Source organism: Klebsiella sp. CN_Kp097 (assembly GCF_040064495.1).
GTDB lineage: Bacteria > Pseudomonadota > Gammaproteobacteria > Enterobacterales > Enterobacteriaceae > Klebsiella > Klebsiella aerogenes.
The window spans coordinates 118,319-141,892 of sequence record NZ_JBEAIL010000001.1; the positions used below are offsets into that span (position 1 = coordinate 118,319).

Sequence of the window (23,574 nt, forward strand, 5' to 3'; positions counted from 1 at the left end):
GTAGTCTCTTTCAGGATTATCAGGAGCGGCTCAGTTGCTCTGATTTTTCCATACACTTCGCCATCGCTTCGATAACGGCGGAACGGAAACCTTTCTCTTCCAGTACGCGAACCGCTTCAATGGTGGTGCCGCCTGGCGAGCAGACCATATCTTTCAGCGCGCCCGGATGTTCGCCGCTTTCCAGCACCATCTTCGCTGACCCCATCACCGCCTGCGCGGCGAATTTGTAGGCCTGCGCGCGCGGCATACCGCCGAGAACGGCGGCATCGGCCATGGCTTCGATAAACATAAAGACGTAAGCCGGCGCGGAACCGCTGACGCCAACCACCGGATGAATCATCGGTTCGGCGATGGTTTCCGCCTGGCCGAAGCAGCGGAAAATGGTTAATACCTCGGCGATCTCCTCCGTGCTGACCAGCGCGTTTGGCGTCACGGAGGTCATCCCGGCGTTCACCAACGACGGGGTGTTTGGCATGGCGCGAATAATTTTGCGATCGTGGCCCAGCGCGCGCGCCAGCTGATCCAGCGTGACGCCCGCGGCTATCGAGACCACCAGCGAATCTTTGTTCAGACTGGAAGCGATATCGCTTAACACCTTGGTCATGATCCCCGGCTTCACCGCGCCGAAGACGATATCGGCGACCTGAGCGACTTCCTGCGCGCTTTCCGCCGCATTAATACCGTACTGGTCATGCAGGGCGGCAACTTTGTCCGGCGATGGGGTATAGACCCAAATTTGCGCCGGTTGCACTTGTCCGCTGGCGATCAGGCCGCCGAGAATGGCTTTACCCATGTTGCCGCAGCCGATAAAGCCAATTTTCTTATCCATTACCTTTCCCCTCTGCATTTTTCGTTACGATCTCACTAGCTTATCATCCTGGCGCTTTTCTGGGGGAGAAAAGCAGGCGACAATGTCGCAACCTTTGCCGACGACAGGAGCCGAAATGGCGATTTGGGTAGATGCGGACGCGTGTCCGAATGTCATTAAAGAAATTTTGTTCCGCGCCGCCGAACGCACGCAGACGCCGCTGACGTTGGTCGCCAACCAGTCGCTGCGGGTTCCGCCGTCGCGCTACGTCCGCGCGCTACGGGTGGCGCAGGGTTTTGATGTTGCCGATAACGAGATTGTCCGTCTCTGTGAACCGGGCGATTTGGTGATCACCGCTGACATCCCGCTGGCGGCGGAAGTGCTGGCGAAAGGAGGTGCGGCGTTGAATCCGCGCGGCGAGCGCTACAGTGAGGAGACTATTCGCGAGCGCCTGACGATGCGTGATTTTATGGAGACGATGCGGGCCAGCGGCGTACAGACCGGCGGCCCGGATAGTTTATCGCAGCGCGATCGGCAGTTATTCGCCGCCGAGTTGGAGAAGTGGCTGCTTGCGGTTAAACGCCAGCAGGATTAAACCCAGCTGTCATCATCGCTACCGAAATCATCGTCATTGCCGAAGCCGGCGTCGAAATCGGAGTCGAAGGTATTATTGTCCGCCAGGAAAGGGTCGTCCTGCTGGCGGAACGGATCCTCGGCGGCGTTATTATCCAGCGCCGGGCTGACATCTTGTTGCTGCTGCGGCTGCTGTTCATCGATGATGTTCACAATCTCCTGCGGATGTGAACCACTGAACATATTGGTCAGCATATTGCCCAGCACCACGCCGCCTGCCACCCCGGCCGCGGTTTGTAGTGCGCCCGCCATAAAGCCGCCGCCGCTGCGGCCTGCCGCCTGCGGGGCATAGTTTTGCTGTGGCGCATACTGCGGTTGAGGGTTATTCGTCTGCGGGCGGCCATATTGCTCGGCTCCTGGAATCGGATCGGCGCCGCGGGACTGGCCGCCACCGAACAGGCCCGACAGGAAACCGCCGCTGCTCGGTTTTGCCGCCTGCAGCTGGCTAACCTGCGCCTCCAGCGCCTGAATGCGGTCGTTAAGCTGTTTGATAGCCGCTTCCTGAATCAGGATAGTTTGCGCCATATAGTATGGGGCCGCCGGCTGTTGGGTTACGTGCTGGGCAATCCGCTCCTCGGCGCTGGCGTCGCGCGATGCGCTGTGCGTCTCGGCCTCTTTTAAACGGGAAAACAGGCCATCAATAAGGCGTTGTTCTTCAGATTGCATGATACATTCCTCTGTCACACGGGTCATTTACCGTCAGAGTGCGACGGTCTGCCGGTGTTGTAAATATGTTGCAGCGTAAAGCTGTGCAGAAATGTGTTACCGTTTACGGCAAACGATGGATAAAAAATAATCCTTCGCCTTTAAGTAAAGCTGGCATAACACTAAATGCAATGATAAGTTTACATGCGGAATCCATTCAAACTCTGTGGTAAATAGGGTTCCCTAAAAAATGTAACGATTATTTTACGGTTATCGTGGCAGACATTTGCAGGTATCATGGCGTACTTTTCGCCTTTATTTCTCCGCGACACGCGGAACCAGGGGGTCTTCGGTAATGACACAACCAATTTTTCTCATCGGGCCGCGAGGCTGCGGTAAAACGACGATCGGCCATGCCCTGGCGTGCGCGCTGCATTTCCAGTTTTCCGATACCGATCATCGTTTACAGGCCCATGAGAAACGCACGGTAGCGGAAATCGTGCAGAAAGAGGGCTGGGAGCGCTTTCGTGAACTGGAGACGCTGTCGCTGAAGGCCGTTACGCTGCCGGATACGGTGATTGCGACCGGCGGAGGAATTATTCTCGCTGAACGCAATCGTCTGTATATGCGTGAAAATGGCATTGTGATTTATCTGCAGGCTTCTGTTAACGCCTTGATTGAGCGGCTGGAAGCTTATCCGCAGGCGGAACAACGCCCAACGCTGACCGGTAAGCCTGTCCGTGAGGAAGTCGGCGAAGTGCTGGCGCAACGGGAAGCCCTGTACCGCGAAACCGCCCATCATACCGTAGACGCCACCGCGACGCCGGATGCGGTGGTTGAACAGATTATGACCATGCTGTGCGATGTGACGGTAAGTTAGGATTTTACCTGGGTCAGGGAAGAAAGCGGGGCCTATACTTAATTGTTCTGACAGCCGAAAAAGGAAGAACAATGCCAAACAGACCTCCTTATCCGAGACAAGCCCGCGTTGTCGCCGTTGAAAAAGGCGCCGCGGGTCAGACGGTCACCTGGTATCAGCTGCGTGCGGATTACCCGACACCCGATTCGCTGATCAGCGAGCATCCCTCCGAGCAGGAAGCGTTAGACGCCAAACGGCGTTACGAAGATCCCGAGAAAACCTAATCCCCCGGCCCGGTTTGCGTCATGAAGATGGCAATACCGGGCCCAGCTCACATTTTTAATTCATCAATGGTACTAATGAATACCTAACACACGGATTTTTCAGGAGCGACTCTGAAGCTTCTGGAATCTTTACATTCCGCAGCGGCGCTGAGCTGCTACGCTTCTCGACGGTTGATTTTTACTCACCAGGGGGGCGGATGTCGTGTGTGAAAAGCCTGTGTTGAAGCAGTGGTAGTGAAAAGGTACATGATATGAGTGCAACGATGGCAATTTTGACCATTGGCGTGGCGCCGGTGGCGGAAGTTTTGCCGCTGTTAACCGAACATATCAGGGAAGAGCAGATCACCCATATTAGCCTGTTAGGTAAAATGACGCGTGAAGACGTTATGGAAGATTATGCCGTGGAATCCGGCGACCAGGGGCTGCTGACCTTACTTAATGATAACCAACTGGTGGAAGTCTCCCGCCAAAAGGTGGAGCGCGATCTGCGCTGCGTTATCGAGATGCTGGATCGGCAGGAATATGATGTCATTCTTCTTCTCAGTTCCGAACAGTTGAGCGGCCTGGCGACGCACAACGCTATCCTTCTTGAGCCTGAACGGATTATTCCGCCGCTGGTGGCCTCGATCGTCGATGGCCATCAGGTGGGCGTGATTGTACCCGTTGAAGAAGTCTTGCCTCTACAGCGGCAAAAGTGGCTCACTTTAGAAAATACGCCTTATTATGCGCTGGCGAACCCGATGGGCGGCAGCGACAGCGATCTGCTGGATGCAGGAAGAGGTTTAGTCGAACAGGGGGCGGATGTACTGGTGCTCGACTGTCTTGGCTATCATCAGCATCACCGCGACGTATTACAAAAGGCGCTGGATGTCCCGGTATTATTGTCAAATGTGCTGGTTTCGCGACTGGCGGCAGAACTATTAGTTTAACCCGACGTTATCGATTAATTTTGCGTGACAGGGGCAAGGAGCGCCCCCTATATTGAAGCTTCAACCAACGATGATAAGGTCTTGTTTATGCTTCAAAGCAATGAGTATTTTTCAGGGAAAGTGAAATCTATCGGCTTCACCAGCAGCAGTACCGGCCGCGCCAGCGTTGGGGTGATGGCAGAGGGTGAATACGCCTTTGGCACCGCCCAGCCGGAAGAGATGACCGTGGTCAGCGGTGCGCTGAACGTGCTGTTGCCGGGTGAAACTGAATGGAAAGTTTACGCGGCAGGCGAAGTGTTTAACGTGCCGGGTAATAGCGAATTCCACCTGCAGGTGGCGGAACCGACTTCCTACCTGTGCCGTTATCTGTAATTTAAGCGCCTTCCTGCCGCGTCCACTTTCCGGGCCCGGCAGGAAGGTGGCGCGTTAGCGCTGGGCTTCGCCGCCCAGTCCTTCAACCAGGCTTTGAATCAATGCCGCCAGTTCGCCGGTCATCAAGATAAAGTCGGCGTCAAAACGCTGCGCAAAATCTTCGCGGTCAATATCTTCATTCTGGTCACGTAATTCGTCGCAGAACTTCAGACGTTTAATCGATGCGTCGTCGCAGATCACAAACTGGATACGCTGCTGCCAGTCGAGCGCCAGTTTGGTGACCACTTTACCCGCTTCGATATGTACGGCGATCTCATCGCTCACCAGATCCTGTTTCTTCGCGCGGATCACGCCGCCATCTTCCAGCATCGCTTTCAATTCGGCTTCGTCAAGCAGCTGGAAGCCCTGAGCCACGCTACCGGAGCGCACCCATTCGGTCAGCGTCAGCTCGATCGGATTTTCCAGCGTCAGCGGCACTACAGGCAGCGAGCCCAGCGTTTTACGCAGCAGCGCCAGCGTATCTTCCGCTTTCTTCGCGCTAGCGCAGTCCACCATGATCAGGCCGTTGACGGTATCGATCCACATCATCGTCTGGCTGAAGCGGCTAAAGGCGCGCGGCAGCAGCGAGTGTAGAACTTCATCTTTCAGCGAGTCTTTTTCCGTTTTCTTCAGCTTGCGGCCCTGATCGGCTTCGAGCTTGAGGATCTTTGCTTCCAGCGCCTGTTTGATCACCGGCGACGGCAGGATCTTTTCTTCTTTACGGGCGCAGATAACGATCTGGCCGTTTGCCGTATGCGTCAGCGCGTCGCTGTGCGATCCCATCGGCGATACCCAACCGGTTTTCGCCATATCCTGGCTGCCACAAGGGGTAAATGTCAGCTCGGCCAGCTGTTTTTCCATCTCTTCGGCGCGCAATTCGATATCGCGGCTCAGACGGTAAACCATTAAATTTTTGAACCACAGCATGATAATTTCCACGGCTTTGTCGTTAAATCAGGCGGGCATGATAGCGAATTGTCGCTATGCTTGCATTGTTAATCGGGGTGAGGAGCAGACTGTGCGTATTGGTATTGATTTAGGTGGAACAAAAACAGAAGTCATCGCCCTGAGTGAGCAGGGCCAGCAGTTATTTCGCCACCGCTTGCCAACCCCGAGGGAGGATTATCGCCAGACTATCGAGACGATTGCCTCGCTGGTGGAGATGGCCGAGCAGGCGACCGGGCAGCGCGGCACCGTCGGTATGGGCATCCCCGGCTCGATTTCGCCGTATAGCGGGGTGGTGAAAAACGCCAACTCGACCTGGCTGAACGGCCAGCCCTTCGATAAAGATCTCAGCCTGCGCCTCAATCGTGAGGTCCGGCTTGCCAACGACGCCAACTGCCTGGCGGTTTCGGAGGCGGTCGATGGCGCGGCCGCGGGGGCGCAAACCGTGTTTGCGGTCATTATCGGTACCGGCTGCGGCGCGGGGGTGGCGTTGAACGGGCGCGCGCATATCGGCGGCAATGGCACTGCCGGCGAATGGGGGCACAACCCGCTGCCGTGGATGGATGAAGATGAGCTGCGCTATCGTCAGCAAGTGCCTTGTTACTGCGGCAAGCAGGGGTGTATTGAAACCTTTATTTCCGGCACCGGTTTCGCCACCGACTATCAGCGGCTGAGCGGAAACCCGTTAACCGGCAGCGAGATTATGCGCCTGGTGGGTGAAGGTGACGAAAAGGCCGAACTGGCGCTTAGCCGCTACGAGCAGCGGCTGGCGAAATCGCTGGCGCATGTGGTGAATATCCTCGACCCGGATGTCATTGTGTTAGGCGGCGGGATGAGCAATGTCGAACGCCTGTATCAAACGGTACCGGGGCTGGTGAAGCAGTGGGTGTTCGGTGGAGAATGCGAGACGCCGATTCGCCGGGCGATGCACGGCGATTCCAGCGGCGTACGCGGCGCGGCATGGCTGTGGCCGCTGTGATCTCATTCCCTCTCCCCTGTGGGGAGAGGGTTAGGATGAGGGGAAGACTTCACTCCACCGCAAACGCTTTATCCAACCGGCTGTATCCCAGACCGTTTATCTTTTTCACTTTAATCTGCACCGGGATGCGCTCTTTCATCGCCTCGACGTGGCTAATCACGCCAATCACTTTGCCGCTGGCGTTAAGCGCGTCGAGCGCATCCAGCGCGGTATCCAGCGTTTCGCTATCGAGGGTGCCGAATCCTTCATCAAGGAATAGCGAATCAATCCGCGTTTTATGGCTCACCAGGTCAGATAGCGCCAGCGCCAGCGCGAGGCTCACAAGGAAGCTTTCGCCGCCGGAAAGCGTGCGGGTATCGCGCACCGCGTCGGCCTGCCAGGTGTCCACCACTTCCAGCTCCAGCGCCTCGCTGGCTTTACGTTGCAGCAAATAGCGGCCATGCAGGCGGTTGAGCTGCTGGTTAGCGAGCCACACCAGATTATCCAGCGTCAGCCCTTGGGCGAATTTACGGAACTTATCGCCTTCTTTTGAACCGATGAGCGCATTCAGCCAGGCCCAGTCTTCGACCTGCTGCGCGGCTTGTTCCATCTGCTGACGTAATGATTGCTGGCGCTGTTGGTTATCGCTGTTTTGCTTCAACTGCTGGCGGATCTCACCCTGACGGGCGCTGTTTTCCCGCAACTGGCGTGCCAGTTGCTCCAGCCTATTCTCTAGCTGCTCCAGCGGCTGGTTAATATCAATATCGGCGGGCGGCTGTTGCTGATGGCGTTCAAGCGACGTCTGCGCCCGCAGGGCCAGCGTTTGGTTCTGCTGAACTTCTTTTTCCAGCGTCTGCTTGAGTTGTTCCAGCCGCTGGCGGGTTGCCTCGTCAAGCAAAGCGGCAAGAAAGGCCGCTTGGTCGGCAAACGGGCTGGCGGCCAGCGCGGCAGTAAACTGCTTTTCGCTTTCCTTCACCTGTGCCTGCTGCTGGCTTTCTTGCTGGCCCAGCGTTTGCCACTGGCTCTGTAGCGCCAGGCAATCATCATGCACCTGCCGCCAGCCCTCCAGCGGCGCGGGATCCGCGGCTTCCGTTGACTCAGGCAGGGTTTCCAGCAGCGGCGTTAGCTGCTGGCGCTGTTCCTGCAGCGCGGCGGCTTCATTTTGTTTCGCCTGCCAGCCGCGGGTTTCGGCTTCACGCTGGGCCAGCCAGTCGTTAGCCTCCGCGGCAGGCGGCAGCGCCAGGGTATAAACGTCCAGCTCCGCCTGCAGCGCGCGACGGCGCTGTTCGAGATCCTGCTGTAACTGCTGCAGCTGCAGCTGGCTCTCCTGCTGTTGCGCCTGCCAGGCCAGCCGTTGTTGATGCTGATACAGCTGCTGTTCATGCTGCTGTTGGCTATCCAGCCAGCCAGCAATATCATCCTGCGGCGTCAGCGTAATCGCTAATTCCGCGAGGGTGGCTTGCCATTGAGAGGTGAGCGCTTGCTCCTGCTGCAGAAGCGATGTTTTCTCGTCAGCGTCTTTTTGCTGTTGTTTAAGCAGCGCTTCAAGCTGGCCGCGCAGCTGCGCGCCTTCTTCCGCCAGCTGTCGCACGTCACGCTCCAGCGCGTCGCGGCGAGTTTGGTTGATGCCGGGTACCAGCGCCTGGTATTCCGCGACCGCCGGATGATGTTCAGAACCGCACAGTGGACAAGGCGCGCCCGGCTGCAGGCGGGCGCGCTCGGCTTCCAGCCCGGCGATACGCGCTTCCAGTTCGCAGATGGCTTTTACATCGCTGAGCTGTTGATTTTTTTCCTTCCACGCCTGACGACGCTGTTGTAGCGCGGCTTCAAGCTTCTCTTTTTCCTGCTGTGAGGCGTTTTCCGCGCTCTGTAGCTGCCGCAGACGCAGGAACAGCGGCTGCAGCTGGCGATGGAGGGTTGAGAGCTGCTGGCGCAGCGGGCGGGCGGCGGCATGCTGTGTCAGCTCGCGGCTGACCTGCTGCGCATCGAGGGTTAGCGCGGTGGCCGGCAATTCGCCGAGCTTACGGCTGGCATCCTGCAGGCGCTGTTGTAGCGTCAACTCTTGCTGAGCGTCGCGGTTAAGCTGCTGGAAGGTGGCTTTCCAGCCTGCCAGCGCCGTGCTCCACTGCTGGAATCGCTCGTGCGCTTTAAGCCACTCATTTAACGATTGCTGGCTGGATTCTAGTTGAGCCAGACGTTGTTGGGCAGCCAGGCGGATCCCGGCGCGACGGCGCAGGCTGTGCTGTAAGCGAGTATTTACTTCCTCAACCTGACGGCGAGTTTGCGCCAGCGCGCTACTGTGTTCCTGCAGCCGCGACCATAATGGACGCAGTTGCTCTGCCGGCTGCGCGGTTTGTAGAGCCGCCAGCTGCGGCGCGGCGGCTTCCTGCGCCAGCAGCGCCTGCTGTAAAGCGGCCTGCGCCTGGGTGGCTTCCGCGTTTAGCTCCTGACGGCGGCGCAGCCACTGTAGGCCATTTTGCTGGCGGGTCTGTTCGGCAAGTTGCTGCTGTTCTTCAGCAGTAAGTACTTGCAAACTTTGCTGTAACGCCTGCTGCTGCTCATCATTTAACAGTACGACGCCGGAGGCCTGCGCCTGCAGCTTTTCCAGCTCAATGCGGGCGAGTTTATGTTTTTCAAAGACCTGCGCGGAAATTTGCCCGTAAATTTCAGTCCCGGTCAGCTCTTCCAGCAGCTCGGCGCGCTCTTTCGGTTTGGCATTGAGGAAAGCGGCAAATTGCCCCTGCGAAAGCAGCATTGAGCGGGTAAAGCGCCCATAGTCGAGGCCGGTAATTGATGCCGTCAGCTCCAGTTTGTCTTTGACCTTGTCGGCAAGAATTTTCCCGTCGTCGCAGCGCGCCAGCTCAACGCGCGGCGCCTGTAGATTGCCATCCGGCTGGTTGCGGGCGCGGTTCTGGCTCCAGAAGGCGCGATAGGCGGTGCCCCGGACCTCAAATTCAACTTCCGCCAGGCACTCGGCGGTGTCGCGGGTCATCAGATCGTTTTGCGATTGCGATACGCTGCTCAGGCGCGGCGTTTCGTGGTACAGCGCGAGACAGATGGCATCTAACAGGGTGGTTTTCCCGGCGCCGGTCGGCCCGGTAATCGCGAATAACCCATTGCTGGCGAACGGTTCAGTGGTAAAGTCGATTTTCCATTCGCCTTTCAGCGAGTTAAGGTTTTTCAGGCGTAGGCTCAGGATTCTCACAGGTGTTCCTCACCGTTCAGGCTATGCAGCGTTTCCGTAAACAGTTGCTCCAGCCTCTGCTGTTGCGGAGCATCAAGGGTTTCCAGCGCCAGGCGGCGGGCAAACACCTCTTCCACCTGCAGTTCGCTCAGCGTTTCCCGCTGAACGCCGGCCAGAATGCGTTCACGCTGGGCGCGACTGCGGCGCACCAGCAGCACTTCCACCGGCAGCGATTCGGTCTGCTGCTGAATTTTTCTTTGGATATCGTGCAGGTATTCATCGCTGGTGATTTCGATATCCAGCCAGACCGGCGGCTGCTGCGCGCTATCCTGCCACTGCTGAAGCTGTTCGCTGATGCTGGCGAAATCGCCTTTCAGTACCGCCAGCGGCTGGGTGATCGGCACCGGCAGCAGCGTCACCTCGCTGAGCTTGCCCTCGTTGAATGAGACCAGATTAACGCTTTTGTTTTTTCCGGTTTCATCAAAACTCAGCGGCAGCGGCGAACCGCTGTAGCGAATATGCTCGCAGCCGCCGACCATCTGGGCGCGATGAATATGACCGAGCGCGATGTAATCGGCGGGCGGGAAGCGATTGGCCGGGAAGGCGTCGAGGGTACCGATATAGATTTCACGCACCGCGTCGCTTTTGCTGGCGCCGACGGTGGTGAGGTGGCCGCTGGCAATGATCGGTAATGCCCGTTCGCCGCGCAGATCGCAGGCCTGCTGATATTGCTGCTGATAGTAGTCGCTGATGGCGGTGAGCAACTGCTGCTGTTTTTCGCCGCTGGAGTGGCCAGCCTGGCTGACCACCAGTTCGCGCGGGCGCAAAAACGGCACCGGGCAGAAGACCGCGCCGGGCGCGCCGTCGCGCCGCGGCAAGATAAAGGGCGCGTGGCCGGCGTTGGCGACCACGGTGGTTTTCAGGAAGGCGAGAATTTCGCGCGACTCGTTTAACGTCGCTACCGAATCGTGGTTGCCCGCCAGCACCACCAACTGGCAGCCGGTTTGCTGCAGTTGAACGACAAAACGGTTATACAGTTCGCGGGCGTAGCTCGGCGGAGAGCCGGTATCAAAAATATCGCCAGCGACGATAATGGCATCCACCTCGTGTTCCTGCGCGCGCGCCAGCAGCCAGTCGAGAAAGGCGGCGTGTTCGTCCGCGCGGCTTTTGCTGTAGAAGTTCTGGCCGAGATGCCAGTCGGAGGTATGAAGGATGCGCATAAAAATTCCGTTGCGATAAAAGCCAGGCGGCCATTATAACGTCGATCCCGCCGCCCGTATTCCTTTTGCCATATTACCGCGAGACTGGATGCGTTAAGTGCGTGTCATCATTCAAAATCCGCATTCATCAGACGGTCATTTTTTCATAAATCTGTCACAAATCTGACGCATAATGGCCGCGCACTTCTATACTGATGGCTAAAAAACACAGGGTAAATAATGGCGAGAAGAATTCTGGTCGTTGAAGATGAAGCTCCAATCCGCGAAATGGTCTGCTTTGTTCTGGAGCAAAACGGCTTTCAGCCCGTCGAGGCGGAAGATTTTGACAGTGCGGTGAATCAACTCAATGAACCCTGGCCCGATTTGATTCTCCTTGACTGGATGTTGCCGGGCGGATCGGGGCTACAGTTTATTAAACAGCTTAAGCGCGAAGCGATGACCCGCGATATTCCGGTGGTGATGCTGACGGCGCGCGGCGAAGAAGAAGATCGCGTTCGCGGTCTGGAAACCGGTGCGGATGATTACATTACCAAACCGTTTTCGCCGAAGGAGCTGGTGGCGCGAATTAAGGCGGTGATGCGGCGTATTTCGCCAATGGCGGTCGAAGAGGTGATTGAGATGCAGGGGCTGAGCCTGGATCCCTCCTCGCATCGCGTCATGACCGGTGAAAACCCGCTGGATATGGGGCCGACCGAGTTTAAATTATTACACTTCTTTATGACCCACCCGGAACGCGTATACAGCCGTGAACAGCTGCTGAATCACGTTTGGGGAACCAACGTTTACGTTGAAGACCGGACGGTGGATGTGCATATTCGCCGCCTGCGCAAAGCGCTGGAACATAGCGGCCATGACCGGATGGTACAGACGGTTCGCGGCACGGGATATCGTTTCTCCGCCCGTTTCTGAATTTTGACAGGAGTGTGACCCGTGCTGGAACGGCTGTCATGGAAAAGGCTGGCGCTTGAGCTTTTCTTATGTTGTATCCCGGCCCTGATCCTCGGGGCGTTTTTCGGTCATCTGCCGTGGTTTTTACTGGCGGCGGTGACCGGATTGCTTATTTGGCATTTCTGGAATTTGTTACGTCTGTCGTGGTGGCTGTGGGTCGATCGCAGTATGACGCCGCCGCCGGGAAGCGGCAGTTGGGAACCGCTGCTGTATGGTCTGCATCAAATGCAGATGCGTAATAAAAAACGTCGTCGCGAACTGGGAAGCCTCATCAAGCGCTTTCGCAGCGGGGCGGAGTCCTTACCCGATGCGGTGGTGCTGACCACCGAAGAGGGCGCCATCTTCTGGTGTAATGGCCTGGCGCAACAAATCCTTAATCTACGCTGGCCGGACGATAGCGGGCAGAATATCCTCAACCTGCTGCGCTACCCAGAGTTTGCTAACTATCTGAAAAACCGTGATTTCACCAAGCCCCTTAATCTGGTGCTCAATAACGCCCGTCATCTGGAAATTCGCGTGATGCCTTATAGCGATAAACAGTGGTTGATGGTGGCGCGCGATGTCACGCAAATGCACCAGCTGGAAGGCGCGCGGCGCAACTTTTTCGCCAACGTCAGCCACGAGCTGCGCACGCCGCTCACCGTACTGCAGGGTTATCTCGAGATGATGCAGGAGCAGGTGCTGGAAGGGCCGACGCGGGAAAAAGCGCTGCACACCATGCGTGAGCAAACGCAGCGGATGGAAGGGTTGGTGAAGCAGTTGCTGACGCTCTCGCGTATTGAAGCCGCGCCGGTGCTGGCGATGAATGATAAAATCGACGTCCCGATGATGCTGCGGGTGGTTGAGCGCGAGGCGCAAACCCTCAGCCAGGGTAAGCATCAGTTGCACTTTAGCGTCGACGAAACGCTCCAGGTGATGGGCAACGAAGAGCAGTTGCGCAGTGCGATTTCCAATCTGGTGTACAACGCCGTTAACCATACGCCAGCGGGAACTGAGATTCACGTCAGCTGGCAGCGGGCGCCACACGGCGCGCTGTTTAGCGTTGAGGACAACGGCCCTGGCATCGGGCCTGAACATCTCCCCCGGTTGACCGAGCGGTTCTACCGCGTCGACAAGGCGCGCTCCCGGCAAACCGGCGGCAGCGGTTTAGGGCTGGCTATTGTGAAACATGCGGTTAGCCATCACGAAAGCCGGCTGGAAATCGAAAGTACGGTCGGGAAGGGAACGCGCTTTAGCTTCCTGTTGCCGGAACGTTTAATTGCCAAAAATGTCGCCTGACGCGGCGTCTGTCAGCTTTCCTTGCCAATGACCGGCTTCGGCTGGTCATTTTCATTTGCAGTCAACTTTTCGTTGCGTATTAAACGAACGCCTGGTTATTTATTGTTCGCATGATTAGCCACGCGTTTTGCGTCGTTATGGTTAATTAATCCAGGTTCAAAATCATAGTTAGCATAATCATCTGGTTTTACGATCCCACCTTGCTTTAAAACGTTATAAGCGTTTAAATTGCCCCCTATGCAGTCCCGGTAAGACTGCTTTTGCGTGGTAATTCAAAAAACAATTCTTTTCCACGCCGCTTCGAGAGCATATCTCGCTGAGTTTACAGGCAATGGCCGCTGTATCATCCCGAAAGGAAGGCACGGTATTTTTCCGTTTTTTACAACACCACATCCACAGGCAGTAATGAATTTATGACCCATCAGTTAAAATCTCGCGACATCATCGCGCTGGGCTTTATGACCTTCGCGCTGTTCGTTGGCGCAGGCAACATTATCTTCCCTCCGATGGTTGGCTTACAGGCCGGCGAACACGTCTGGACCGCAGCCATTGGCTTCCTGATTACCGCCGTGGGTTTGCCGGTGCTAACGGTAGTCGCGCTGGCGAAAGTCGGCGGCGGCGTTGAGCGTCTGAGCTCGCCAATCGGCAAAGTTGCGGGCATTCTGTTGGCCGTGGTGTGCTACCTGGCGGTTGGGCCGCTGTTCGCGACCCCGCGTACCGCAACCGTTTCATTTGAAGTGGGGATTGCTCCACTGACCGGCGACGGCGCGCTGCCGCTGCTTATCTATAGCGTTATCTATTTCGCGCTGGTGATCCTGGTTTCCCTCTATCCGGGCAAACTGCTGGATACCGTCGGCAATTTCCTGGCGCCGCTGAAAATTATCGCCCTGGTCGTGCTCGCGGTGGCCGCGGTTATCTGGCCGGCTGGCCCGATTAGCGACGCGATGGAAGCCTATCGTACCGCGCCGTTCTCTAATGGTTTCGTCAATGGCTATCTGACCATGGACACGCTGGGGGCGATGGTCTTCGGTATCGTTATCGTCAATGCCGCGCGTTCCCGCGGCGTTAGCGAAGCCCGATTGCTGACTCGCTACACCGTCTGGGCTGGTCTGATGGCCGGCGTGGGCCTGACGCTGCTGTACCTGGCGCTGTTCCGCCTGGGTTCCGATAGCGCGACGCTGGTCGATCAGTCGGCAAACGGCGCGGCTATTCTGCACTCCTACGTGCAGCATACCTTCGGCGGCGCGGGCAGCTTCCTGCTGGCGGCATTGATATTTATCGCCTGTCTGGTCACCGCGGTTGGCCTGACCTGCGCCTGCGCTGAGTTCTTCGCGCAGTATCTGCCGCTGTCGTATCGTTCGCTGGTGTTTATTCTCGGCCTGTTCTCCATGGCGGTTTCTAACCTGGGGCTCAGCCATCTGATTCAGATCTCGATTCCGGTGTTAACCGCTATTTATCCGCCGTGTATCGCACTGGTGGTATTAAGCTTTACCCGCGGTTGGTGGCATAATTCCTCCCGCGTTATCGCGCCGGCAATGTTTATCAGCCTGATGTTTGGTATCATTGACGGTGTTAAAGCATCGGCGTTCGCAGATATCCTGCCGCAATGGACCGCGAGCCTGCCGCTGGCAGCGCAAGGTCTGGCATGGTTGCTGCCAACCGCGGTGATGGCTGTGCTGGCCGCGATCATCGATCGCGCAGCGGGTAGCCCGGTGGTCTCAAAAGCCCACTAACCGACGCTTTACGCAGGTGTTTAACCACGGGACTTAAGGTCCCGTGGTTTTTTGTTTTTTTGGTCATTCCCTTTTGCGTTTTGCCCCCGCAAAGCACAAACGAGAAAAACGGCATGGAACACGATGGAAAGTAGTAACAAGCTTAAGCGCGGGCTAAGTACCCGGCACATTCGCTTTATGGCCCTTGGTTCCGCTATTGGTACCGGCCTGTTCTATGGTTCGGCAGACGCCATTAAAATGGCGGGGCCGAGCGTATTGTTGGCATACATTATCGGCGGCGTGGCGGCGTATATCATCATGCGCGCGCTGGGCGAAATGTCGGTGCATAACCCTTCCGCCAGCTCTTTCTCGCGTTATGCGCAGGAGAACCTCGGCGGGCTGGCCGGCTATATCACCGGCTGGACCTATTGTTTTGAAATCCTGATCGTCGCGATTGCCGACGTGACCGCCTTCGGTATCTATATGGGCGTCTGGTTCCCGGCGGTGCCGCACTGGATATGGGTACTGAGCGTGGTGCTGATTATCTGCGCCGTCAATCTGATGAGCGTGAAGGTGTTCGGCGAACTGGAGTTCTGGTTCTCATTCTTTAAAGTCGCCACGATTATCATCATGATCCTTGCCGGTTTCGGCATCATCATCTGGGGTATCGGCAACGGCGGTCAGCCAACCGGTATTCATAACTTATGGAGTAACGGCGGCTTCTTCAGTAACGGCTGGCTGGGGATGGTGATGTCGCTGCAGATGGTGATGTTCGCCTACGGCGGAATTGAGATTATCGGTATCACCGCCGGTGAAGCGAAGGATCCGGAAAAATCCATTCCGCGGGCGATTAATTCGGTGCCGATGCGTATCCTGGTGTTCTACGTGGGGACGCTGTTCGTCATTATGTCTATCTATCCCTGGAACCTGGTGGGCACTAACGGCAGCCCGTTCGTGTTGACCTTCCAGCATATGGGAATTACCTTTGCCGCCGGCATCCTGAACTTCGTGGTGTTAACCGCCTCGCTATCGGCGATTAACAGCGACGTATTCGGCGTTGGCCGTATGCTGCACGGAATGGCCGAGCAGGGGAGCGCGCCGAAAGTGTTCGCCAAAACGTCGCGTCGCGGTACGCCGTGGGTGACGGTGCTGGTGATGACCGTGGCGCTGCTGTTTGCGGTCTATCTCAACTACATCATGCCGGAAAACGTCTTCCTGGTAATTGCTTCGCTGGCGACCTTCGCCACGGTGTGGGTGTGGATTATGATCCTGCTGTCGCAAATCGCTTTCCGTCGCCGCCTGTCGCCGGAAGAGGTGAAAGCGCTGAAGTTTAAAGTACCGGGCGGCGTGGCCACCACCGTACTTGGCCTGCTGTTCCTGGTCTTTATCATCGCGCTTATCGGCTACCATCCGGATACCCGCATTTCGCTGTACGTCGGCTTTGCGTGGATCGTGCTGCTGCTGGTTGGCTGGAAAATTAAGACCCGCCGCGATCGCCAGTTAGCGCAGGCGCAGTAATTCTCCACTCTTCCGGGTCCGGCTTTGCCGCGGCCCGGAAAAATCACATCCTCCTCCTTTCTCCTCCCCCAATTATTCTATTGATGATGAGTTATACGCCTGTTCACTGTGGCAAGGTGTGGCCATTACGCAAAAAGAGGAATGATGATGTTGAAGGCCTGGCACCTGCCGGTTGCTCCTTTTATTAAAGAGCAGCAGGAACGACTCGTTATCACATTGTGGCTAAGCGGCGAAACAATGCCGCAGCGAATTACGCTGCGCGCGGAAGAAGACAATGAAGAGCTGTCGTTGCCCATGCAGCGCCTGCGCCAATCCCCACACGCCGATGTCGTCGCCTGGCGTGGAGAGATAAACCTGATGAACGGCCAGCCGCGCCGCCGCTATAGCTTTAAGCTGCTGTGGGCGGACCGTCAGTTGTGGTTTACGCCGCAGGGATTCCAGCGTTTCCCGCCCGCGAGGCTGGAGCAGTTTGCGGTTGATGTGCCGGATAGCGGCCCGCAGTGGGTCGCCGATCAGGTCTTTTATCAAATTTTCCCCGATCGTTTCGCCCGTAGCGAGGCGCGAGAAGCCGGGCAGGACCAGGTTTATTACCACCATGCGGCCGGTCAGGATATTGTGCTAAAAGCGTGGGATGAGCCGTTAACCGGCGAGGCGGGCGGTTCGACCTTTTATGGCGGCGACCTCGACGGTATTAGCGAGAAGCTTCCTTATCTGAAGCAGCTTGGCGTGACTGCGCTGTATCTCAATCCGGTATTCGTCGCGCCCAGCGTACATAAATACGATACCGCTGATTACCGCCGTGTCGATCCGCAGTTCGGTGGCGATGCCGCGCTGCTGCGCCTGCGCCACAATACGCAGCGTGAAGGGATGCGCCTAATCCTCGACGGCGTGTTTAACCATACCGGTGACTCGCACCCGTGGTTCGATCGCCACCAGCAGGCGAGCAACGGCGCCTGCCATCAGCCGGATTCACCGTGGCGTGAGTGGTTTAATTTTTCCCCGGACGGGGTGGCGCATAACTGGCTGGGTTACGCCAGTCTGCCAAAACTTGACTACCGTTCATCGAGCCTGGTTAACGAAATCTATGCGGGTGAAGACAGCGTGGTGCGCCACTGGTTAAAAGCGCCGTGGAGTATGGACGGCTGGCGGCTGGACGTGGTGCATATGCTGGGCGAGGATGGCGGCGCGCGTAATAACCTGCGTCATATTGCTGGTATCACCCAGGCGGCGAAGCGGGAGCAGCCGGAGGCTTTTGTATTCGGCGAACATTTTGGCGATGCGCGCCAGTGGCTGCAGGCTGATGCCGAAGACGCGGCGATGAACTATCGTGGTTTTACCTTCCCGCTGTGGGGGTTCCTCGCCAATACCGATATTTCCTACGATCCGCAGCACATCGATGCGCAAACTTGTATGGCGTGGATGGACAACTATCGCGCCGGGCTGTCGCATCAGCAGCAATTGCGGATGTTTAACCAACTGGACAGCCACGATACCGCGCGTTTTAAATCCTTGCTGGGTAAGGATGTGGCGCGACTGCCGCTGGCGGTGGTCTGGCTGTTCTGTTGGCCGGGCGTTCCGTGTATTTACTATGGTGACGAAGTCGGCGTCGATGGCAACAACGATCCCTTCTGCCGTAAACCCTTCCCATGGGATCCGGCGCTGCAGGATGAAAACTTGTTGGCGTTATATAAGCGTATGACCACCTTGCGTAAGGGGCATCAGGCGCTGCGCTATGGCGGCTGCCAGGTCATCTATGCGGAAGATAACGTGGTGGTCTTTGTTCGCGTTTACAAACAGCAGCGGGTGCTGGTGGCGATAAACCGCGGTCATGCCTGCGAGGTGGTAATCGACGCATCGCCTTTGCTGGAGGGGAAAACGTGGCAGCGAAAAGAAGGCACGGGCGACATGCACAATGATGTGCTGAGTTTGCCCGCGATTTCCGCAAGCGTCTGGTGTAGCCGTTAACGGTAGAGCTGGCTCAGACAGCTGTCTTCGAGAATAGCCTCTCGCCACCAGCGCTGAGCCAGACCGTTATTGCCGCTACGCCAGGCCATATAGGTTATATCTTTCTCACGGCTCGAAATCACCGGTTTCTCCAGCAACTCACCGCTCTCCAGCCACGGGAGGGCGATGTGGCGGGGAAGGAATCCGCATCCCAAACCGGCGCGCAGGAGCGCGACTTTGGTGGCGAAATCATCTACCCGGATTTGCTCCTGCTCATCGAGCAGGTTGCTGTTCAGTGGATGACAGTAGCGGGCGCTATCGCTAATAACCACCGCGCGATGCAGGCTGAGTTGTTTGTTGGTCAGTGGCTGGGTTGTTGCCGCCAGCGGGTGGCCGGGCGCGACAACGAACACGTTGTCCATCGCGCCGAGCATTTTCCACGACCATTCCGCTGAAGTCGGCGGTTCGTTAATCGCCCCAAGAATAATATCCGCGCCGTTGTGAGTCAGCTCTTCCCACGAGCCCGCCAGGGTATGGTGGGTAAAGTTGAGCCGGGTTTGCGGATATTGCGCGTAAAATTTTTCAATCAGCGGCAATAGGGCCTGGAAAGGAAAAGAGTCGTCCAGCGCAATCGCCAGATCCCGCTCCCAGCCGGAACTCAGCAGCTGCGCCTGTTTTTCCAGATCGTTGGCGGCATTGAGCAGCAGGCGCCCCTTTTCCAGCATCATTTTACCGGTATCGGTAAATTTCGCCCGGTGTCCGGAACGATCCAGCAGACTGATGTTTAGATCGTTTTCCAGTTTTTGGATCATATAGCTCAGCGCGGCGGGGGTTTTAAATAGCGACTCCGCCGCCAGCGCGAACGAGCCATGCCTATCCAGAGCATCAAGAATCAAAAGTACATCAAGGTTTAAACGCATTAGTCTCGATCCGCCAGTCTAATATTAACGTTGTTTTACCGAAGGCCTATGTTCAATTCCAGTGAATAAATTAGAACAGTTCCCAGTAATTTTTTGATTAGTCTTTTTTTAATTATTCAAACGGTCACTATTTTTGCTTAAGTGAATTAAAACGGAAAGATTTCTTTAATAACTCGTTAGAAATTACTGACTATACTCATCATGCGTTATTGGCCACAATCAGCACAGCACAACGGCAGTGTATTATCTTCCTAACTAATTGATTAATAGGATGTGTTATGTCTATTCGTGAACTGATTGATCCGTCTAATTCCACCCTTATTTTTATTGACCACCAGCCGCAAATGGCTTTTGGTGTGGCCAATATCGATCGCCAGACGCTGAAAAATAACACCGTCGCGTTGGCCAAAGCGGGCAAGATTTTTAACGTTCCGGTTATTTATACCTCTGTCGAAACCAAAAGCTTCAGCGGCTATATCTGGCCAGAACTGCTGGCGGTTCATCCTGAAGTGAAACCGATTGAACGTACTTCTATGAACTCCTGGGAAGACGCCGGTTTTGTTAATGCGGTGAAAGCCACTGGACGTAAAAAACTGATTATTTCCGCGCTGTGGACTGAAGTGTGCCTGACCTTCCCGGCGCTGATGGCGCTGGAAGAAGGTTATGAAGTGTACGTGGTAACCGATACCTCCGGCGGTACCTCCGTTGACGCTCACGAGCGCGCCATCGACCGTATGGTGCAGGCCGGCGCGGTACCGGTGACCTGGCAGCAGGTCCTGCTGGAGTACCAGCGCGACTGGTCACGTAAAGAGACTTATGACGCGGTGATGGATCTGGTTCGTGAACATAGCGGCGCCTACGGTATGGGCGTGGATTATGCTTATACCATGGTGCACGGCGCGCCGGAACGTAAAGCCTAAAACACTTCATCCTGCAAGCTGCCTCTTTGTTGGCTTCGCTTGTCCGCCCCGGTCACTGGCTGATGTCAGCGCTCGAGGGCGGGCAATCTTGCCGCCTCAATGCGGCATGAATGATTTTGTGTATTGTCATTTATGGCTGATGGCGGGAGAAATCCCGTCATTCCCCTGAAGCAAGGAACTCTTAATGGCGCAACAGAAATCAGTGACGCTGGTCATCAGTCATCATCTCGATCCACAAAACGGCCAGCGCTATGAAGCATGGTTGGGCAAAATCATGCCGGTTGCGGCGGAGTTTCCCGGCCATCTTGGCGCCAACGTGATCCGTCCGGCGGCCGGGCAAAATCTCTGGAGCGTGATAATTCGCTTCGACACCATTGAACATCTCTACGCCTGGACACAGTCGGAAACCCGTCGTGAATTAGTCGCGGAAATCGCGCCGTTTCTCAATGAAGGCGATCGTACCGAAATCCGCACCGAACCGGCGTTCTGGTTTACCCCGCCTGCGGCCAATATTCGCCAGCCGCTGCGCTGGAAACAGTTCCTGATAACCCTGCTGGTCATCTTCCCAAGTACCAACCTGGTACCATGGCTGACCGGCATGGCGCTACCGGAGTTACGGGGAAGCTTGTTACTGCATCTGATTAACGATGCCCTGGTGGTCGCGTTGGTGGTCTGGTTGTGGATGCCTATCGTGACCCGTCTGTTTGCCGGTTGGTTGAAAAAAAATTAGCTCAACCCGCTTAAAGGAGTGCGTTATGTCGCAAACTGCCACACTGATTCTGACCCACGGTCAGATTCATACACTCGACCGCGCGAACCCACTGGCGGAAGCCGTGGCCATCGGCGATGGAAAAATTCTCGCGACCGGAAGCCACGATCGAATCATGACGTTCGCCGCCGAGGGGACGCAAATTGTCGATCTTAAAGGCCATACGGTGATCCCGGGTCTTAACGACTCCCACCTGCACCTGATTCGCGGCGGCCTGAACTATAACCTCGAGCTGCGCTGGGAAGGCGTGCCCTCGCTGGCGGATGCGCTGCGTATGCTAAAAGATCAGGCCGATCGCACGCCGTCGCCGCAGTGGGTGAGGGTGGTCGGCGGCTGGAGCGAATTCCAGTTTGCCGAACGCCGCATGCCGACGCTGGAAGAGCTGAATGAAGCGGCGCCTGACACGCCGGTATTCGTGCTGCATCTGTACGATCGCGCGCTGCTTAACCGCGCGGCGCTGAAAGCCGTTGGCTATACCAAAGAGACGCCGGATCCGGCGGGCGGCGAGATCGTTCGCGATAACAACGGCAACCCGACCGGGATGCTGATCGCCAAACCGAATGCCATGATCCTGTATGCGACGCTGGCCAAAGGACCGAAGCTGCCGCTCGATCTACAGGTTAACTCCACGCGCCAGTTTATGCGCGAACTGAACCGTTTAGGATTAACCAGCGCTATCGATGCCGGCGGTGGTTTCCAGAACTACCCGGAAGATTACGAAATTATCGAGCAACTGCACGCCAAAGAGCAGATGACCGTGCGTATCGCCTATAACCTCTTTACCCAGCGGCCGAAGCAGGAGCTGGAAGATTTCGAGCGCTGGACCGACATGCTGAAGCCGGGGCAGGGCACCGATTTCTACCGTGCCAACGGCGCTGGTGAAATGCTGGTCTTCTCGGCGGCGGATTTTGAAGATTTCCTGCAGCCGCGGCCGGATCTGCCGCAAGGCATGGAAGATGAGCTGGAGCGGGTGGTGCGTCATCTGGTGGAACACCGCTGGCCTTTCCGTCTGCATGCCACCTACGATGAGTCGATTAGCCGAATGCTGGATGTGTTCGAGAAGGTGAACCGCGATATTCCGTTTAACGGCCTGCACTGGTTCTTCGATCACGCCGAGACCATCACCGAACGTAATATTGAACGCGTGAAGGCGCTAGGCGGCGGTATCGCGGTGCAGCACCGGATGGCTTTCCAGGGCGAGTATTTCGTCGATCGCTACGGCAAAGAGGCGGTGAAACATACGCCGCCGGTGGCGAAAATGCTGGAACTGGACGTACCGGTAGGCTTGGGTACCGATGCGACCCGCGTCGCCAGTTATAACCCGTGGACCGCGCTGTACTGGCTGGTTTCCGGACGTACCGTCGGCGGCATGGCGATGTACGACGATAACAACCGTTTGCCGCGCGACGTCGCCCTTGAGCTATGGACCGCCGGTAGCGCGTGGTTCTCCAGCGAGCAGGGTAAAAAAGGACGCATTGAGAAAGGGCAACTGGCTGACCTGGTAGTGCTGTCAAAAGACTACTTCAGCGTTGCGGAAGAGGACATTAAAGGTATTGAGTCGGTATTGACCATCGTTGATGGCAAGGTGGTGTACGCGGCCGGCCATTTCTCGCCGCTGGCGCCGCCGCCAATTCCGGTATTGCCGGAGTGGTCGCCGGTGGTAAAAGTGCCTGGGCATTATCGCTCGGCGCCGCCTGCGGTCGCGAAGATTGGCGCGGTGGTGCAGATGCACCAGTGCTGCGGCAGCTGCGGCGTGCATGGACATCAGCATGATATTGCGCGCAAGTCGTCGATTCCGGTGGCGGATGAGCAGGCTTTCTGGGGCGTATTAGGCTGTTCTTGCTTCGCGTTCTGATACTTTTGCCCGGTGGCGCCGCGCTTACCGGGCTCACAGCGAATATAACAGGCACAAAAAAGGCTCGCATTTGCGAGCCTTTTTATGGAAACGTCTAGCCGATTACAGGCTGGATACGTTTTCGGTCAGGTATTTAGCTACGCCTTCCGGAGAAGCGGCCATACCTTCTTTTCCTTTTTCCCACTGAGCCGGGCAAACTTCACCGTGCTCTTCGTGGAACTGCAGCGCGTCAACCATACGCAGCATTTCGTCGATGTTACGGCCCAGCGGCAGGTCGTTAACAACCTGGTGGCGAACGATGCCGTTAGCGTCGATCAGGAAGGAACCACGCAGCGCAACGCCTTCGTCCGGATGCTCGATGCCGTAAGCTTTCTGAATTTCACGTTTGATGTCGGCAACCATCGCGTATTTAACCGGGCCAATACCGCCCTGGTCTACCGGGGTGTTACGCCATGCGTTGTGAACGAACTCGGAGTCAAAGGAAACGCCAACCACTTCTACGCCGCGTTTCTGGAATTCTTCGTAGCGCTTGTCGAAAGCGATCAGTTCAGACGGGCAAACGAAAGTGAAGTCCATTGGCCAGAAGAACAGGACGGTAGCTTTACCGTTGGTGTGCTGTTTGAAGTTGAATTTCTCAACTATTTCGCCGTTACCTAATACTGCTGCAGCGGTAAAGTCCGGAGCCTGACGAGTAACCAGAACCATATGATTCTCCTGTTATTACTAAGGTTAATTGGAACGCAACGCGGGCCAGTATAGGCAGAGGCGGGCAGGAACTCAATGCGGCGCTGACAATCGATGAGATAGGTTTTGCCTATTGATAATTATTCAATA

General features: G+C 56.5%; 21 protein-coding genes. 14 read left to right on the top strand and 7 right to left on the bottom strand.

The features are described from left to right. Positions 1–19 precede the first annotated feature (19 nt). Positions 20–829 carry a pyrroline-5-carboxylate reductase gene (proC, locus tag ABLV07_RS00610; RefSeq protein WP_015704543.1) on the bottom strand — a complete coding sequence of 270 codons (810 nt, stop codon included), beginning with the start codon at positions 827–829 and terminating at the stop codon, positions 20–22. A 115-nt stretch (positions 830–944) separates the two neighbouring features. Between proC and ABLV07_RS00615 the strand changes: the two genes are divergently transcribed. Next, positions 945–1,403, top strand: coding sequence for a YaiI/YqxD family protein (locus ABLV07_RS00615; RefSeq protein WP_032707528.1), 459 nt, complete (start codon positions 945–947; stop codon positions 1,401–1,403). Here the strand turns inward: ABLV07_RS00615 and ABLV07_RS00620 are convergent. Then, positions 1,400–2,107, bottom strand: a complete 708-nt coding sequence (locus ABLV07_RS00620) for a DUF2076 domain-containing protein (RefSeq protein WP_046884023.1) — start codon at positions 2,105–2,107, stop codon at positions 1,400–1,402. The two genes, ABLV07_RS00615 and ABLV07_RS00620, sit on opposite strands and share 4 nt — an antisense overlap. Before the next feature lie 334 nt (positions 2,108–2,441). On the opposite strand from ABLV07_RS00620, the gene aroL reads away from it, so the two are divergent. The 4 genes from aroL to ppnP all read left to right on the top strand — a co-directional run bounded on the left by aroL (position 2,442) and on the right by ppnP (position 4,530). Then, the gene (aroL, locus tag ABLV07_RS00625; protein ID WP_348853256.1) at positions 2,442–2,966 is read left to right on the top strand and encodes a shikimate kinase AroL; all 525 of its coding nucleotides are present in this window, start codon (positions 2,442–2,444) and stop codon (positions 2,964–2,966) included. 71 nt (positions 2,967–3,037) lie between these two features. Next, positions 3,038–3,229: a YaiA family protein gene (locus ABLV07_RS00630; RefSeq protein WP_015368019.1), complete on the top strand. Its 192-nt coding sequence runs from the start codon at positions 3,038–3,040 to the stop codon at positions 3,227–3,229. 251 nt (positions 3,230–3,480) lie between these two features. Further along, on the top strand, positions 3,481–4,158 hold the full coding sequence (locus ABLV07_RS00635; RefSeq protein ID WP_015704547.1) for an AroM family protein: 678 nt from the start codon (positions 3,481–3,483) through the stop codon (positions 4,156–4,158). Positions 4,159–4,245: 87 nt separating this feature from the next. Next, entirely contained in the window at positions 4,246–4,530 is a 285-nt protein-coding gene (gene ppnP / locus ABLV07_RS00640) for a pyrimidine/purine nucleoside phosphorylase (RefSeq protein ID WP_015368017.1), read from the top strand. Between the two features lie 54 nt (positions 4,531–4,584). On the opposite strand, the gene rdgC is transcribed toward ppnP, so the two are convergent. Continuing rightward, complete coding sequence (rdgC, locus tag ABLV07_RS00645; RefSeq protein ID WP_015368016.1) at positions 4,585–5,496, bottom strand: recombination-associated protein RdgC; 912 nt, start codon at positions 5,494–5,496, stop codon at positions 4,585–4,587. A 91-nt stretch (positions 5,497–5,587) separates the two neighbouring features. On the opposite strand from rdgC, the gene mak reads away from it, so the two are divergent. Then, positions 5,588–6,493 carry a fructokinase gene (gene mak / locus ABLV07_RS00650; RefSeq protein WP_015704548.1) on the top strand — a complete coding sequence of 302 codons (906 nt, stop codon included), beginning with the start codon at positions 5,588–5,590 and terminating at the stop codon, positions 6,491–6,493. A gap of 49 nt (positions 6,494–6,542) precedes the next feature. On the opposite strand, the gene sbcC is transcribed toward mak, so the two are convergent. Continuing rightward, positions 6,543–9,677, bottom strand: a complete 3,135-nt coding sequence (gene sbcC / locus ABLV07_RS00655; RefSeq protein WP_348853255.1) for an exonuclease subunit SbcC — start codon at positions 9,675–9,677, stop codon at positions 6,543–6,545. Beyond that, a complete protein-coding gene (sbcD, locus tag ABLV07_RS00660) occupies positions 9,674–10,876 on the bottom strand; it encodes an exonuclease subunit SbcD (protein ID WP_015368013.1) in 1,203 nt (400 codons plus the stop codon). Before sbcD ends, sbcC begins: the two co-directional genes overlap by 4 nt. 219 nt (positions 10,877–11,095) lie before the next feature. On the opposite strand from sbcD, the gene phoB reads away from it, so the two are divergent. The 5 genes from phoB (at position 11,096) to malZ (ending at position 18,297) form a co-directional block, all read left to right on the top strand. Continuing rightward, on the top strand, positions 11,096–11,785 hold the full coding sequence (gene phoB, locus ABLV07_RS00665; protein ID WP_004099401.1) for a phosphate response regulator transcription factor PhoB: 690 nt from the start codon (positions 11,096–11,098) through the stop codon (positions 11,783–11,785). A gap of 21 nt (positions 11,786–11,806) precedes the next feature. Beyond that, positions 11,807–13,102: a phosphate regulon sensor histidine kinase PhoR gene (gene phoR, locus ABLV07_RS00670; RefSeq protein ID WP_032707533.1), complete on the top strand. Its 1,296-nt coding sequence runs from the start codon at positions 11,807–11,809 to the stop codon at positions 13,100–13,102. Positions 13,103–13,515: 413 nt separating this feature from the next. Continuing rightward, positions 13,516–14,835, top strand: coding sequence for a branched-chain amino acid transporter carrier protein BrnQ (brnQ, locus tag ABLV07_RS00675; protein ID WP_015368011.1), 1,320 nt, complete (start codon positions 13,516–13,518; stop codon positions 14,833–14,835). A 123-nt stretch (positions 14,836–14,958) separates the two neighbouring features. After that, the gene (proY, locus tag ABLV07_RS00680) at positions 14,959–16,332 is read left to right on the top strand and encodes a proline-specific permease ProY (RefSeq protein WP_042893547.1); all 1,374 of its coding nucleotides are present in this window, start codon (positions 14,959–14,961) and stop codon (positions 16,330–16,332) included. Between the two features lie 147 nt (positions 16,333–16,479). Next, positions 16,480–18,297: a maltodextrin glucosidase gene (gene malZ, locus ABLV07_RS00685; RefSeq protein ID WP_047046855.1), complete on the top strand. Its 1,818-nt coding sequence runs from the start codon at positions 16,480–16,482 to the stop codon at positions 18,295–18,297. On the opposite strand, the gene ABLV07_RS00690 is transcribed toward malZ, so the two are convergent. Beyond that, positions 18,294–19,196 carry a LysR family transcriptional regulator gene (locus tag ABLV07_RS00690; RefSeq protein ID WP_015704553.1) on the bottom strand — a complete coding sequence of 301 codons (903 nt, stop codon included), beginning with the start codon at positions 19,194–19,196 and terminating at the stop codon, positions 18,294–18,296. The two genes, malZ and ABLV07_RS00690, sit on opposite strands and share 4 nt — an antisense overlap. A gap of 278 nt (positions 19,197–19,474) precedes the next feature. Between ABLV07_RS00690 and ABLV07_RS00695 the strand changes: the two genes are divergently transcribed. The 3 genes from ABLV07_RS00695 to ABLV07_RS00705 all read left to right on the top strand — a co-directional run bounded on the left by ABLV07_RS00695 (position 19,475) and on the right by ABLV07_RS00705 (position 22,740). Further along, on the top strand, positions 19,475–20,116 hold the full coding sequence (locus tag ABLV07_RS00695; RefSeq protein ID WP_020079504.1) for a hydrolase: 642 nt from the start codon (positions 19,475–19,477) through the stop codon (positions 20,114–20,116). A 184-nt stretch (positions 20,117–20,300) separates the two neighbouring features. Continuing rightward, positions 20,301–20,846, top strand: coding sequence for an antibiotic biosynthesis monooxygenase (locus ABLV07_RS00700; protein ID WP_045361774.1), 546 nt, complete (start codon positions 20,301–20,303; stop codon positions 20,844–20,846). Between the two features lie 25 nt (positions 20,847–20,871). After that, complete coding sequence (locus ABLV07_RS00705; RefSeq protein ID WP_042893550.1) at positions 20,872–22,740, top strand: amidohydrolase; 1,869 nt, start codon at positions 20,872–20,874, stop codon at positions 22,738–22,740. 102 nt (positions 22,741–22,842) lie between these two features. Here the strand turns inward: ABLV07_RS00705 and ABLV07_RS00710 are convergent, their stop codons facing one another. Then, positions 22,843–23,445, bottom strand: a complete 603-nt coding sequence (locus ABLV07_RS00710; RefSeq protein ID WP_015368004.1) for a peroxiredoxin — start codon at positions 23,443–23,445, stop codon at positions 22,843–22,845. Positions 23,446–23,574: the final 129 nt, after the last annotated feature.

Bases quoted from the DNA above. Each gene is read 5' to 3' on its own strand.
- rdgC (WP_015368016.1), bottom strand. From the start codon at position 5,496: ATGCTGTGGTTCAAAAATTTAATGGTTTACCGTCTGAGCCGCGATATC.
- ABLV07_RS00620 (WP_046884023.1), bottom strand. From the start codon at position 2,107: ATGCAATCTGAAGAACAACGCCTTATTGATGGCCTGTTTTCCCGTTTA.
- ABLV07_RS00630 (WP_015368019.1), top strand. From the start codon at position 3,038: ATGCCAAACAGACCTCCTTATCCGAGACAAGCCCGCGTTGTCGCCGTT.
- ABLV07_RS00700 (WP_045361774.1), top strand. From the start codon at position 20,301: ATGGCGCAACAGAAATCAGTGACGCTGGTCATCAGTCATCATCTCGAT.
- ABLV07_RS00690 (WP_015704553.1), bottom strand. From the start codon at position 19,196: ATGCGTTTAAACCTTGATGTACTTTTGATTCTTGATGCTCTGGATAGG.
- proY (WP_042893547.1), top strand. From the start codon at position 14,959: ATGGAAAGTAGTAACAAGCTTAAGCGCGGGCTAAGTACCCGGCACATT.
- ABLV07_RS00705 (WP_042893550.1), top strand. From the start codon at position 20,872: ATGTCGCAAACTGCCACACTGATTCTGACCCACGGTCAGATTCATACA.
- aroL (WP_348853256.1), top strand. From the start codon at position 2,442: ATGACACAACCAATTTTTCTCATCGGGCCGCGAGGCTGCGGTAAAACG.
- ppnP (WP_015368017.1), top strand. From the start codon at position 4,246: ATGCTTCAAAGCAATGAGTATTTTTCAGGGAAAGTGAAATCTATCGGC.
- ABLV07_RS00615 (WP_032707528.1), top strand. From the start codon at position 945: ATGGCGATTTGGGTAGATGCGGACGCGTGTCCGAATGTCATTAAAGAA.
- ABLV07_RS00695 (WP_020079504.1), top strand. From the start codon at position 19,475: ATGTCTATTCGTGAACTGATTGATCCGTCTAATTCCACCCTTATTTTT.
- phoB (WP_004099401.1), top strand. From the start codon at position 11,096: ATGGCGAGAAGAATTCTGGTCGTTGAAGATGAAGCTCCAATCCGCGAA.
- proC (WP_015704543.1), bottom strand. From the start codon at position 829: ATGGATAAGAAAATTGGCTTTATCGGCTGCGGCAACATGGGTAAAGCC.
- sbcD (WP_015368013.1), bottom strand. From the start codon at position 10,876: ATGCGCATCCTTCATACCTCCGACTGGCATCTCGGCCAGAACTTCTAC.
- brnQ (WP_015368011.1), top strand. From the start codon at position 13,516: ATGACCCATCAGTTAAAATCTCGCGACATCATCGCGCTGGGCTTTATG.
- ABLV07_RS00710 (WP_015368004.1), bottom strand. From the start codon at position 23,445: ATGGTTCTGGTTACTCGTCAGGCTCCGGACTTTACCGCTGCAGCAGTA.
- malZ (WP_047046855.1), top strand. From the start codon at position 16,480: ATGTTGAAGGCCTGGCACCTGCCGGTTGCTCCTTTTATTAAAGAGCAG.
- ABLV07_RS00635 (WP_015704547.1), top strand. From the start codon at position 3,481: ATGAGTGCAACGATGGCAATTTTGACCATTGGCGTGGCGCCGGTGGCG.